This is a genomic window from Occallatibacter sp. (genome assembly GCF_049802275.1).
In the GTDB taxonomy this organism is placed as follows: domain Bacteria; phylum Acidobacteriota; class Terriglobia; order Terriglobales; family Acidobacteriaceae; genus Telmatobacter.
On record NZ_JBARMD010000460.1, the window covers coordinates 1 to 12726 of the forward strand.

Below are 12726 nucleotides of genomic sequence, written 5' to 3' on the forward strand. Positions count from 1 at the left end.
CCCCTGCGACGCCGTTTTGGCTTCTTGCTTTGAGCGCCGGACCGTTGGTCACATCAGACCAGATGCAGATGCTGCGCGAGTGCGGCAATGACGAGTGCCGGTGGCTCTTTCTCGATACCAGCAAGAACCACACGCGGCGCTGGTGCGATATGAAGATCTGCGGGAACCGGATGAAGGCGCGGCGATTCAAGGCTCAACACCGGGACTGAACCATTGGTTGAGAGGCACTGGCATGACTGCATGCTGGCCATGGCAGCCGTGCGGTCTTCCTAATCGACCAAATCTGTTCCTGAATCCCTCACTCTGGGTCGGCCTTGAATCGATCTACGCCGTCCAGGCTGCACCCAAAGCATGCAGGATGAGGCAGTCTCCGACGCTCAGGTGGGCTGAGTCAGCGAGGAGCTGGTAAGCATAATGAACGTTTGTGTTCTGGGTTAAACACCAGGGCTCGTGCCGAATGATTCCCTCACAATGCCTGCAAGCAGAAGCTGCGCTGTATCGGTTGCTGTGGATCAGCGGAGGTCCGTCTCGTCCTTGCACTGGTGACTCCTTCGATAGCTGCGGACATGCTGAACGCGAGAAATCGATTGCTTGCTGCGCGCAAAAGGCTCCGCGGCGTTGCCAGAGCCTGGTTCGCTGCCGGGGAGCGTGCCTGCATTTTGAGTATGTAACCGGTGACGGCGCCTGCATGTGATTTGGGTCACTCGGGCAGCGGCTTCGCAATACGGACGCAATGGGGGAAGCGAGTTCTTTGGGTGTCACGCGCGGTCATCGAACGATCAGCGATTGTAACAGCGGTCCTGCCCGGTGAAACTTAGCTTTGCTCCTTTAGACTGAATGCAATGATTTCGTTTGAGCGAACGGGCTGGGCGTCGCTGGCGGTTGTGTGGTGCGCATTGCTTTCGGGATGCGGAACGCCGGGTACTCCACAGCCTCCGTCGCTCAACCTGGCGGATCCTGTGGGAGATCTGTCTGCGATACGGACAGGCGACAGGGTTGAGCTTACCTGGACCAATCCAAAGCGCAATACTGATAAGACCATGCTGAAACCCGATGTAGCGGCGCGCATCTGCAGGCGCGAAGGGACCGGGGATTGCAACCAGGCCGGGACAGACCTGGTGGTCGCGCCGGGAGAGCCGGGGAACTTCACGGATAAATTGCCGGGTGCTCTTGCGAGCGGTGATGCGCGGCCAGTCAGTTATTTTGTGGAATTGCGCAACAAGAAGGGCCGTTCGGCGGGATTGTCGAATGCGGCGACGGTGCTGTTGGGGGAGGCTCCCCGGCGGATCGAAGGACTCAAAGCTGAAGTGCGCAAGCAGGGGGTGGTGCTGAGCTGGACTGCGGACGGCGAGAACGCGCCGGTGAAGCTTGAGCGAAAGCTTCTGACTCCACCGGCAGCAAAGTCGGAGCAGGGGCCACTGGCTCCGGCGCCTGAGGCGATCAATGTAACGCTGCTGGTGAATGAGGGTACGGCGCAGGGTCGCGCGATGGACAAGACGATTCACTTTGGCGAGACCTATGAATATCGCGCGCAGCGGGTGCGTCGCGTGGATGTGGATGGGAAGACTCTGGAACTGGCGGGCGACCTCTCTCAGCCCGTCGATGTGGAGGCGAAGAATATCTTTCCGCCCGACGTGCCCGGGGGCTTGGTGGCAGTGGCAGCCGCGGGCGAAAACGGCGCTGGACCGGCAGTCGATCTGAGCTGGCAACCGGATACGGAGGCCGATTTGGCGGGTTACCTGGTCTATCGTCGTGAAGGCGGGGGAGCGTGGCAGCGGATCTCTCCTGCGACACCTGCCATAGAACCGGCGTTTCATGACGCGCACGTCGAGCCGGGACATACTTATCAATATGCAGTGACTGCGGTGGGCAAGGATGGACACGAAAGTGACCGTTCTGCTGAGGCGCACGATATGGTTCCGCAGCCGTAAGGCACGAGGAGATAGCGATGAGGTACTGCCGATTTCGTTTTGAGAATCAGGTTATGTACGGGTCGGTTGAGGAACGCGGAGGCGAGGCGTGGATTGTGGATCTCATTGCGGCGCCCGAAGAAGATCTGGCGTTCCACCTGGCTCACGCACGGGCCTTGGCGGCAAAGGAGCTGGTCACCGATCCGGCGGGATTTGATTTTGAGCCCATGCCGCTCGCCGAAGCAGAACTCCTGGCCCCGGTGACTCCATCGAAAATTATCTGCGTGGGCCGGAATTATCGCGATCATGCCAAGGAGTTGGGGAACGAAGTTCCGCTTGAGCCGCTGCTGTTTTTCAAACCGCCTTCTTCTCTTCTTGCGCATAAGGGCACGGTGCTGATGCCGCCCCAGGCGGAACGCGTGGATTTTGAAGGAGAGCTGGCGTTGGTGATCGGACGTCGAGCAAGCAAGCTCGCGGCCGATGCGGACTGGCGCAGCTATGTTCGCGGCTACACAATCGCCAATGACGTGACGGCGCGGGATCTGCAGAAGAAGGATGGGCAGTGGACGCGTGCCAAGGGATTCGATACGTTTTGTGCGGTGGGGCCGGTGGTGAGCAATGAGGTCGATCCCGAAAAAGGACTCACTCTCGAAACGCGCGTGAACGGAGACTTACGGCAGCATGGGTCAACTGTAGATTTCATTTTTTCGATACCGAAACTGCTGACGTATATCACTGCTGCTATTACGCTTGAGCCCGGGGATCTACTACTGACGGGAACGCCGGCCGGGGTTGGGCCGGTGGTTCCGGGCGACCAGGTAGATATTGAAATCGCCGGACTTGGCGTGCTGTCGAACATCTTTGCAGCGGCGCCGAATCCTGCTTGAATCGGATGCAACCCGGACGCAACCTTGGAATCAAAGAAGAGCGGTACACTGGAGCCGGGCGCGAACGCGCCGGGGCCCCTTCCCTGGAGGAAAAATGCCACAAAATCTGCTAGAACAGCTGCGTACGTACACGACGGTTGTTGCTGACACCGGCGATATCGACTCGATGGAGAAGTTTCGCCCCACGGATGCAACCACGAACCCTTCGCTGATTACGACTGCGGCGCAAATGCCGCAATATCAGCCGATCGTTGACAGCGTGATCATGGACGCCAAAAAGGAACTGGGCGAAAACGCGAGCGACAAGGATGTCGCCAACCTGGCCTTTCAGGGTCTCGCTGTTGCATTCGGCAAGAAGATCCTGGCAATTGTGCCGGGTCGTGTTTCGACGGAAGTCGATGCTCGCCTCTCCTATGACACAGAAGCCACCATCGCACAGGCGCGCAGCATTATTGCGCAATATGACAAAGCAAAGATCGGCCGAGATCATGTGCTGATCAAGATTGCATCGACGTGGGAAGGCATTCAAGCGGCGGAGGTGCTGGAGAAAGAAGGCATCCACTGCAACCTGACGCTGCTGTTCGGCATCCACCAGGCGGTTGCCGCCGCCGAAGCGGGAGTGACGCTGGTGTCGCCGTTCGTGGGCCGCATTCTGGACTGGTACAAGAAGGACACCGGCAAGGACTACCAGGGCGCGGATGATCCCGGCGTGCAGTCGGTCACGAAGATTTACAACTACTACAAGAAGTTCGGCTACAAGACGCAGGTGATGGGCGCAAGCTTCCGCAATATCGGCGAGATCGAAGAGCTGGCCGGATGCGATCTGCTGACGATATCGCCGCAACTGCTTGCCGAGTTGGAGAAGACCGTGGGCGACCTGCCGCGCAAGCTTGATCCGGCAAACGCCAAGTCGATGCAAATCGAGCGCATCATTGTGGACAAGGCTGCCTTCAAGAAGATGCATGCCGAAGATCGCATGGCGACAGACAAGCTGAAGGAAGGCATCGATGGCTTCTCAGCTGCGCTGGTGAACCTGGAGAAGCTGCTGGCTAAGCGGCTTGCAGAGCTGGAGTCGCGGGCTCCTGCGGCGGTGTAAGAGGGGGGAAAAGCGGTGAAGAATTCTCCTCAGCGGCTAAAGCCGACGGTGGCATTGCGCAACTTGCGGCATGACTGAAGTCATGCCCTGATACAAACCCGTTTGGAAATGAGTTTCCGCAAGTTGCTGTGCCAGTTTGAATTTCTAACGGGATTCCCAAGGGCAGCCGTCACGGCTGCCCTTTTTGCCCCCTTCAACTCGGCGATTGATTTCTGTGCGGGTCGATTCTAGTTATTGCCAACCCGCAGGCATTGGAAGAAGTGACAGTTCCAGGGTGCCAGTCCCACGTAGAGGCCGTGGAACCGGATTTCACTTGCATCACGTTCGTAGGTCGCGCCGGATAAGACGTCGCTCAACTGCCACTTTCCGCCATTGGCATCAGCCCACGGCACTTGAACCTGGGCTTGCGCGGGAGAGTCGCTGAAATTGATTACGATGAGGTATCGCTCGTCATGGTGCGCCCAACTCCAGGCCAGCAGATTCTGAAAGCTCGAGTTATCGGGCCAACCACTTCGGTCGCAGAGGCTCCATTGGCCTTCACGGAAGGTTTTGAGATTGACTGCCTGCAGAAGTTTCCGGTAGAACCCGCGCAGATCGTCATCGATCGGCTCATCCGGACGTCTGCCTAGAAACACGGGCAGCTTTATCTTGCGACCCTCGAACTGGCCCTCATGGAACAGCTTCATCCCCGGCAGGGTGGCAGTTATTATCGCAGCGGCTCGTTCCTTGGCGGGTGTGAACGTGGCGGCGGCTCGGGGCTCGTCGTGGTTCTCGATGAAGCGCAGCAGTTTCGCCTGGTACGCAAGATCGGCACACAGATGAAGGCGGGTATTCTCAGCATTGCTGTGTTCCAACCGATCGTAGAGTTTCTTGTCGTAGCAAAAATCGAAGCCGTGCTGCTGGAGTTCCCATTCCATATCCCAATAGGCTTCTGCGATAAAGATGAATCCCGGATTTCCGGCCTTGATGGCAGAAATCACGTCGACCCAATATTCGGTTGAGGGATGCGGTCCGGCGCGGCCGCCCCACGTGCTTTCGAATATGACATTCAGGAGCAGCATCGCCATGTCGCAGCGGATGCCATCGCACTGCTGGGCAATGCACGAGATGGTTTCAATTACGGCCCGGCGGAGACCCGGATCGAAGGCATTCAGCTGGAGAACGTCTGGCCATGCGGGGAAGTAAGGGTCGCGTCCGCATGCGAAACTGCATCCCTGAATCTCGATGTAGGATCCCGACGCGTCTCTGGCGTCCTCATTGGTGCCGTGGATGAAGTACTCCGGGTGTTCTGTGACCCAGGGATGATCGGGTGCTACATGGTTCGGCACGAAATCCAGAATCAGCTTCATGCCTCGCTTCGCGAGCTCGCGCCGGGCCGTCGCGAGACCGTCGAGACCGCCGAGGTGTTCGTCGACCACGTAGCGTCGAACGCAGTAGGGAGACCCAACGTTGTCTTCCGGCTTGAAGTCGGGCAGAGCTCGACGAAAATCTTCGACGAGATTCTTGTTCTGATTGGCGATCGCAATGCCCCCAGGGCTTCGTTCCCAGACTCCCATGAGCCAGACCGAATCTAATCCGTAGTCTGCAATGGCATCCCACTCGGCTGACGGAACGGAAGACAAGTCAAGGCTGGCTGCATATTTCCGGCTTAGATCGGTAAGCCAGATCCATGTGTCGATCTCATACAAGGTGGGATAAGGGCACCATGCCGACGTCGCGGGCGGGATTTCGATTTTCTGAACATGACCTGGACTCATAGCGAGCTCTGCTCCCAAACACAGATCGGATGTCGATGCCTGTAAGGCACCAACAACTCTAGCTTCAGAGCCTGTTCAGGTTTACGCCTCTCCGCGGCTTTGCGCTACTGGGAAAATCCTCTAAGTACCCGCCGAGGGACCCCTCGCGTGTTCCGCGTCGCCAGATGGATCAAGGAGTTTCCGGACCATGAATGCCGACAATGGGCGCATCTGATCCCAACGCCTTATACTCGCCAAACCAAACATCATTCAGATGGGTCTTCATCGGTTCGACGAGGTTTTGCTGGCCCGGAACACTTGTTGTGGCAGGAGACTGTGAGAGTGACACGCTCCTCGACGGGCAGACGTAGGCATTTCCACCCAGCACCGTCGGTGCGTATTCCACTGCAATTGCGGCCTTGGTCACCCGACAATGCGGATCTGGTTCTGTAATGGCAGTCAGGCGAAGAATGTTGCCGCTTGCTGAATCAATTGCAATTTCTCCGTGATAACCCGATGACTGTTGGTGCGTCTGCGCCTGGCATTCCAGCCGCATCTGGTAGTGCGAAGCGCCGTTGGGAACTTTATAGCGGAATATCGCCAAAGTGCCGGTTGCAGCGCGCTCCCAGTAGCTCCACTCGACTTTGTTTCGCGTAGCATCACCCATCACGATAAGGAGAAGTGGTCCAAACTCTCCATTCGTGCTCATCGAATCTCGGTCCGGTTTGGAGTGTTTGTCTGTCTTCGCTTCTTTACCAAGCTCTTCCTGTCCGTCGCGATACGTGATTAAGACATTGGATTTACCGGCAACATGTATCGGCCGATAGTCGGATAGCTCCACCATGCCCGCCATGTCGAAGTTCGGAACTTCTACCGACGGGTTATCTTCAAAGTGGGTTGTATCTCTTCGCGCCTGAAAATTCGGCAGTTTGTGTGCAACTTCATTTGCATATTGCATCCCGAGAGAAAGAATTCGTTTCTGCTCATTCAGCTCTGGCGCGGGAAGCGGCTCCATTTCAGACAGGGGAGGATCGAGAAATTTCGATTTGTCGGTTAGAACAATTAGAGATTCCCTTGCGTGGACGCCGGAGAATTCTGATAGCCACTGCGCTGTCCTGGACTCCGACGCGCGTTCCGTGAGTTCCAAGCCCGATAGCAATCGAGCTACTTCCCCATCGGACTTCTGGCGCGCCACGTTCAGTTGATCCTCCAACTGCTCGACGGAAACGCGCTTTGCCGCGAAGGCAGGAAACGCAGTTGAAATCAGAAGCAGGAGGAGCAACGCTTGCCGGAGCAAAGGCCCGCGTCCTTTCGATACTTCGCGGAGGCATGCTTCTTTGCGAGGTACGGGTCGGCAACAGCAGCAGTGGCGCACTTTCATCCTTTCGGCCGGAACTGAACATCCTAACCACTCTCGAGAACGGCGTCAGTGACAAGACCACTTTTGATAACGATTGGGATCTCATGCGAGCGTAAATTCTGTTGTTCATGGATTTGGGGTTATGGGGTGTCGTTCGGTGCAGGCCCTCGACGACCGATCGGATGTGGTTGCTTTGGATGAGAGTTTGGGACCTGGTTACTAATGGGTGTACAGCGGCTGGTGAAGTGATTTACCTCACATCGCCGGTGCTACAATTCGTCTAAAGTTTCTTTCAACGCAATACAAATCCAGCAATGGCCGGGCGTGGTTCCGGACTGCGCACGTTGCATCCCGGGCCATATTCTCTCCGAGCCTTGTGTTTATCCGGGGTAGATATGCAGGTGCAATCTCATCAGCTCGAACCATTCTTCCATGAGGCAGTTCGCAATAGTTATGAAGGCCGGCTCGGGCTCGCTCCCGAGATCACCAGCTACGTTTCGCGCATGCTGTGCGACTTCACGGATGCGAACAATCTCTTCCGGTTGCATGACGCCAAGGGCCGGCCGATTGAGAAGCTCGATGAGATGGTACGGGCCTCGGACCCGATTCTGGGCACCGCGCGCTCATTCATCGCGGAGCGGTCGATTCGTAAATACATTGGCGACTACGCACTTTTTCTCGCGGGCATGTGCCCGGAGGCGATCGAGTCAGAGCCGAACAGCGTTTCGCACAAGCCCACGCTGGCCGAATTGATTCGTATCGGCAAAGAGAGCTATTACATCGTGAGCCAGTTCGATGTATTCGAGTACGAAAAGGAGGCTCCATTGTATGGGCAGCTCTCCAACTCATTTGAGCATTGCATTCTTGGTCTCGCCATTGCCCGCAGGGATTTGTGGCGAACGATAAATCCGCCAGCACCAGTACATTAGCCATAATCATAGAAAGAAGCAGTACTATACGCGGTCTGGTGGTTCGTGCCCCCGGGGACAAACGACAGGTCCCCGGGGTCAACGATCTACGTTTTCACGCTTTGCAATTGCCTTTCCACTCTGCCAACAAAATTGGGCCTCCACCTTTAGTCGTAGCAACATTTCGATTATTCTCTGTGTCAATACCATGTAAATAGGGTGGTGGCTGGTATTCCCGGCTGCACGACGTGAGCTGACCGGCCACTGCACATCAAGCAGTGCCGATTGCGCGCAAGTGCTTTAACGGGAGGTTTGTATGCAAAGCCAGAGTCATCCGCTCGAGCCGTTCTTTCAGCAGGTAGTTCGCAACAGCTACGAAGGCAAGTTGGGATTGCACGACCCCGATGTGACTGGATATGTAGCGCACCTTCTCTGCGAATTCTCACAGACTGACAGGCTCTACCAGGTCCGCGATACCGAGGGGCATCCGATCGAGGAGCTGGAGGCGATGATCCTGGCCGCCGACCCGGTGAACGGTACCGCAACCTCGTTCGATGCGGAACGCGCGATGCGCAAATACATCGGCGACTACGCGCTGTTTGTCGGCGGGATGTATCCGGAAGCCAACGTTCCGGGCAGACGGCGGCGCGTGCCACATCCGAGCTTGTCTGAGCTGATCCATGCGGGCAAGGAGAGCTACTTCATCGTGAGCCAGTTCAACATGTTCGAGTACGAGAAGGAGGCGCCGCTGTTCGCGCGGCTTTCAGACGGCTTTGAGCGGTGCATCCTTGGGCTGTCTCTGGTTCGCGAGGAATTGAGAAAGCGGAAAGCGTTGCCGGCGCCGGAATTGAATTAGAAACAGTGGTCAGTGATCAGTGATCAGCAAATGCCCCGGGGCCGTGTGGCCGCCGGGGCATTGTTTTGGAGTAGCCGCTATTCGGACCAGACGGCCAGGACGTTTCCCTGTCCATCGGAAAAGTGAAAGCGCTTGCCGCCTGGGAAGTCGAAGGTGGGGACGGTGATGGAACCACCCGCGGCGATGATCGCGTCCTGAGTGGCTTTCAGGTTCTGAGAGTAAAGGACGACGAGTGGTGCGGAATCGGCTTGGGATTGTGCGGGTTCGCCTTTGCGGAAACCACCGTCGATGCCCGCGTGGTCCCGGTCGAAGCTGACGTAATCGGGCCCATAGTCCTGGAAGTTCCAGCTGAAGGCGCGCTCGTAAAAGGCCTTGGTCCTGGCGATGTCGGTGGTGGTGAATTCGATGTAGTTGATGGCGTGGTGCTGGGCGGGTGTGCTCATGCGTCTCTCCAATGCTTGCATTCTGCGTGAATGCGCTGACGAGGTTGGGATGCGTGGAGGCGAGGAAACGGTGACGCAAATGCGAAGCGCAGGCACACCCTTCCCAGGTGCTCTGATACGCCTCCATCCACATTCCCTCAGAAGCGGGAGAGTGCAGGTAGAGTCCGCTGATTGGATATAAGCTGCGCGGACTGCCGAGCTACGAGGAGAAGTTAACACAGGAATTCGGCGTCTTGCAATGGAATGGCGCGGATAGACACGGTGATCAGCTGCCGTCTGGGTAGCCGCCCCGGTGGAGCACCATCGGGTAGTGTGGCAGGACTTCGCGAGGCGGCACCTGTGAGCGCCAGTTTTCAGGATACGGAGCGATGGCTTGCATGAGGAATGTGGGACCTTCGCTGGATTCGGCTTGAATGATGGATTCGAGCGACGCGCGCAACCTCGTGATGTGCCCTGCACCGAACTTTTGCCAGCGGGTCTCGATCTCGAATAGATGCTTCGGGCAGGCATCGGCCTTCTTTCGGCCTTCGGCATTGACCGCGAGGACTTTCAGTCGGCTCGAAGAGGATTCGTTTTTGACTTCAGCCAGACCTTGCTTTTGCAGGCGATCAAGGGCCATAGCGGCGGCTTCTTTTGAAACTCCTGAAAGGCGAGGGATATCTTTGACGCGCACTTTCTGTTCGGCGGCGATCCGCAGAAAGTTGGCGTACACGGCAAGGGAGAAATCGGATTCAGTTTCGAATTCGATCGCGAAGGACAGCAGGACTCTGGACAGAAGGATCGGCAGCGTGCGTGGCCCACTGTCAGCGGGACGTGGCGGCGAAAAGTCTTCGGGGACGCCGCTCTTCAACTCGTAACCGAGGATCGGCAGATAGTCCGGCAAATTCGGATCAAGCTGGTCTACCACCGCTTCGAGAGCCTGGGCGAGATCGCGAACGGTGTCGGAGCCGAAGCGCGCGTGCCACCGTCGCTCAATGATGGCGGCCAGGTCTCGCCAGACGGCGATGGCTTTGAGGCCGCCGGAGGTTGGGCCGACAATCCATGCGGACTCGGGCTGATTGGCAACGGGCTTGATGGAAACGTATCCCCACCACTTGCTCATTCGCTCCAGCAGTTGACGAAGCTGTTTTTGGGAAAGGCCACATTGATGCTTCAGCTCGCCGCCGGTAATTCCCTGCTCGGGAATATAGCGGAGCACCATGAGCCACATAACCATCGAGACGAGGTAGGGGGCGGGGCGCGATCCGCCGAAGTCTGAGGTGCGATGCGGCACACGATGTTCAAATTCGTTGTCGAATTCGATGGTGAAGGCGACGAGCGCTTGCGACAGGAGGGCAGACAATGGAAGGCGCGGTTGCATCTACAGGTCTCGTCCCCCTCCCGGTTTTCTTCTGAATGTCTTCACCTGAATTCCCTCCCCGGCTTGCTCGCCATCGTCTCACTGTTCCAGGCAGTATTCAAGCGAGGACGCAGGAATGCGCAGGTAGCACGCTGATCGTGGTTAGAAAGAGGAGGGCCGAGTACGAAAGAGAGGTAGCACAGACCTAAGTCACTTGCGATCCTTTCGAAACGCATGATCCCATTTGCCTATAGGGCCTGCGGCTCGGCCGATGCCGATTTCCAGTGCAATGCCCGCACCCAATTCGGGATGAAAGTGAGATCGAGATGAGAACTTTACAGACGCTCTGTTGTGCAACTGCCGTCCTCCTCCTTTTCGTTTGCACGACGACACAGGAGGGATCCGCACTTGCAAAGGATGCGCCCACCCGCGGCAGCAAGATCACGATTCCCCCCGCGACGCCACTGACGGTGCAGCTCGATCAGGTAGTGAGCGCGAAGATGGATGAGGGACGGGATTTCACGGTCACTTTCACCGAGCCAGTGCAGGTGGATGGCATGCTCCTCATCCCTGCCGGAGCGACTGGCGCCGGGCTCGTGACAAGTGATGCGCAACATAGCCGCCAGATCGAGTTGAACTCGATTTTCGCAAACGGGAGATCTTACCGCGTAACAACTTCCCCCATCATGTTGAACCCGAAGGCTCCCTACCCGGCAGGCAAGAAGCTCACCTTCGACCTCGTGCTTGCGCTCAGGCTTCAGTGATCAAGATCTAGATCCCGGATGTGCGGAATTGGATCGGAGGATGTAGCGGCCGGGGTCTTGTATCGCCGAGGTGGAGAAGTGTCGGATAGTAGGGTCGTGCTTTCCCACCCAAGCGAACCTTGGATGGGGCACCCTTGATTCGTTCTAGTGCGTGAATTCTTCCTATAGTTCTTCCTACAGGATGTAGCGGCTCAGGTCGTTGTCTTTGACTACTGCGGCTACCATCTGGCGAACGTATTCGGGTGAGATGGTGAAGACTTTCTCAGGACCGGAGGCGGTCATCCGCTCGTGGTAAGGAAGTGGGCCGATGGTCTCGTTGGCGCCGTCCTTGGTGAGGGCTGCAGCCTGCTCGGGAGTACCGGCATTTCGTGCGACGTCGGGCGCAAGGTAACTGACGTCTTCGAGAACTCGTTCCATGATGGTATGCAAGCGGCGCGCGCCAATGTTTTCAGTCTGCTCATTCACCTTGAAGGCGAACTCGGCCATTTCGCGCAGTGCTTCGGGATCGAACTCGAGGCGAACGCCCTCTGTCTCAAGCAGGGCTGAGTATTGCTTGGTGAGCGAAGACTTGGGCTCAGTGAGGATGCGCAGGAAATCTTCGACGGTGAGCGATTTGAGTTCGACGCGAATGGGAAAACGGCCCTGCAGTTCCGGGATGAGGTCGCTGGGCTTGGAGACGTGGAATGCGCCGGCGGCGATGAACAGGATGTGATCAGTGCGCACCATGCCATAGCGCGTGTTCACGGTCGTGCCTTCAACGATGGGGAGAATGTCGCGCTGCACGCCTTCGCGCGAAACGTCGGGACCGTGGCTGCCCTCGCGGCCGGCGATCTTGTCGATCTCATCTAAAAAGACAATGCCGCTGTTCTCAACGCGCTCTACGGCTGCGCGGTTTACCTGGTCCATGTCGATGAGGCGGCCTTCTTCTTCCTGCACGAGGTAGTCAAAGGCATCGCCGACCTTCATCTTGCGTTTCTTCGAGCCGCCGCCGAAGATGTTGGGCAGCATGTCTTTGAGGTTCATCTCCATGTCTTCGAGGTTCTGGTTGGAGATGATGCCGAACTGTGGCGAATTGCGTTCGCGCACATCGAGTTCAACGGTGCGATCGTCGAGCTTGCCTTCGCGGAATTGCTGACGGAGTTTTTCACGCGAGCGCTGATAGCTGTCGTCGCCGGGGAGCGTGAGTTGCCCCTCATGCGATTGCGGCGTGGACGGGGGCGGAGGCAGCAGAATATCGAGAAGGCGTTCTTCGGCGTTCATCTCCGCCTTGTCTTCTACTTCCTCGAGACGCTCTTCGCGCACCATATCAATGGCGATCTCGACCAGGTCGCGGATCATGGATTCGACGTCGCGGCCTACGTAGCCAACCTCGGTGAATTTGGAGGCTTCGACTTTCAGGAACGGCGAATTGGTGAGCTTGGCAAGAC

Annotated in this window: 12 protein-coding genes; 7 read left to right on the forward strand and 5 right to left on the reverse strand. The window is 57.4% G+C overall.

The genetic code is table 11. The features are described from left to right. The 4 genes from WA354_RS15900 to WA354_RS15915 form a co-directional block, all read left to right on the forward strand. A partial coding sequence (locus tag WA354_RS15900; protein ID WP_472814001.1) for a CGNR zinc finger domain-containing protein occupies nucleotides 1-209 on the forward strand: 209 nt, incomplete at its 5' end. 633 nt (nucleotides 210-842) lie between these two features. Next, nucleotides 843-1931 (forward strand): fibronectin type III domain-containing protein, encoded by a 1089-nt coding sequence (locus WA354_RS15905; RefSeq protein ID WP_472814002.1) that lies wholly within the window; start codon nucleotides 843-845, stop codon nucleotides 1929-1931. 17 nt (nucleotides 1932-1948) lie between these two features. Next, a complete protein-coding gene (locus tag WA354_RS15910; protein ID WP_472814003.1) occupies nucleotides 1949-2797 on the forward strand; it encodes a fumarylacetoacetate hydrolase family protein in 849 nt (282 codons plus the stop codon). Nucleotides 2798-2891: 94 nt separating this feature from the next. Beyond that, on the forward strand, nucleotides 2892-3893 hold the full coding sequence (locus WA354_RS15915) for a transaldolase (protein WP_472814004.1): 1002 nt from the start codon (nucleotides 2892-2894) through the stop codon (nucleotides 3891-3893). A gap of 227 nt (nucleotides 3894-4120) precedes the next feature. On the opposite strand, the gene WA354_RS15920 is transcribed toward WA354_RS15915, so the two are convergent. Then, nucleotides 4121-5650, reverse strand: coding sequence for an alpha-amylase family glycosyl hydrolase (locus WA354_RS15920; protein ID WP_472814005.1), 1530 nt, complete (start codon nucleotides 5648-5650; stop codon nucleotides 4121-4123). Between the two features lie 169 nt (nucleotides 5651-5819). Then, nucleotides 5820-6926 carry a hypothetical protein gene (locus WA354_RS15925; protein WP_472814006.1) on the reverse strand — a complete coding sequence of 369 codons (1107 nt, stop codon included), beginning with the start codon at nucleotides 6924-6926 and terminating at the stop codon, nucleotides 5820-5822. 464 nt (nucleotides 6927-7390) lie between these two features. Here WA354_RS15925 and WA354_RS15930 point away from each other — a divergent pair, with 464 nt between their 5' ends. Together WA354_RS15930 and WA354_RS15935 are read left to right on the forward strand one after the other, a co-directional pair. Then, nucleotides 7391-7918, forward strand: a complete 528-nt coding sequence (locus tag WA354_RS15930) for a hypothetical protein (RefSeq protein ID WP_472814007.1) — start codon at nucleotides 7391-7393, stop codon at nucleotides 7916-7918. Nucleotides 7919-8213: 295 nt separating this feature from the next. Then, complete coding sequence (locus WA354_RS15935; RefSeq protein ID WP_472814008.1) at nucleotides 8214-8753, forward strand: hypothetical protein; 540 nt, start codon at nucleotides 8214-8216, stop codon at nucleotides 8751-8753. A 77-nt stretch (nucleotides 8754-8830) separates the two neighbouring features. On the opposite strand, the gene WA354_RS15940 is transcribed toward WA354_RS15935, so the two are convergent. Continuing rightward, on the reverse strand, nucleotides 8831-9196 hold the full coding sequence (locus tag WA354_RS15940) for a VOC family protein (RefSeq protein ID WP_472814009.1): 366 nt from the start codon (nucleotides 9194-9196) through the stop codon (nucleotides 8831-8833). A gap of 265 nt (nucleotides 9197-9461) precedes the next feature. Next, the gene (locus tag WA354_RS15945) at nucleotides 9462-10556 is read right to left on the reverse strand and encodes a hypothetical protein (protein ID WP_472814010.1); all 1095 of its coding nucleotides are present in this window, start codon (nucleotides 10554-10556) and stop codon (nucleotides 9462-9464) included. A 305-nt stretch (nucleotides 10557-10861) separates the two neighbouring features. Here WA354_RS15945 and WA354_RS15950 point away from each other — a divergent pair, with 305 nt between their 5' ends. Beyond that, the gene (locus WA354_RS15950; protein WP_472814011.1) at nucleotides 10862-11299 is read left to right on the forward strand and encodes a hypothetical protein; all 438 of its coding nucleotides are present in this window, start codon (nucleotides 10862-10864) and stop codon (nucleotides 11297-11299) included. Between the two features lie 174 nt (nucleotides 11300-11473). On the opposite strand, the gene hslU is transcribed toward WA354_RS15950, so the two are convergent. Next, a partial coding sequence (gene hslU, locus WA354_RS15955; RefSeq protein WP_472814012.1) for an ATP-dependent protease ATPase subunit HslU occupies nucleotides 11474-12726 on the reverse strand: 1253 nt, incomplete at its 5' end.